Source organism: Paraburkholderia sp. JHI869, assembly GCF_038900775.1.
Taxonomy (GTDB): Bacteria; Pseudomonadota; Gammaproteobacteria; order Burkholderiales; family Burkholderiaceae; genus Paraburkholderia.
This window is the reverse complement of record NZ_JAYMSC010000120.1, coordinates 1-266: the sequence shown is the minus strand read 5'-3', so window position 1 is coordinate 266 and position 266 is coordinate 1. Positions and strand designations below refer to the sequence as shown.

Below are 266 nucleotides of genomic sequence, written 5' to 3'. Positions count from 1 at the left end.
GCACCATTGTTGAATGCGATGGGGGGACGGATCGCGGAAGGTTGTCCGGGTGTTGGAAGTCCCGGTCCTTGCATTGGAGAAGGCGCTTTGGCAAATCCGGGCGCGGAATTCAAGGGTGTGAGGCCAGCAGCTTAGGCTGCGAAGCAACTGGAAGTGGTTCCAAGAAAAGCCTCTAAGCTTCAGTTCAACAGTGACCGTACCGCAAACCGACACAGGTGGGCGAGATGAGTATTCTAAGGCGCTTGAGAGAACTCGGGAGAAGGAAC

General features: G+C 55.6%; 1 rRNA gene. It reads left to right on the top strand.

The window, feature by feature from the left end:
• Positions 1 to 266 (top strand): 23S ribosomal RNA (locus tag VSR72_RS44140); the annotation flags it as partial.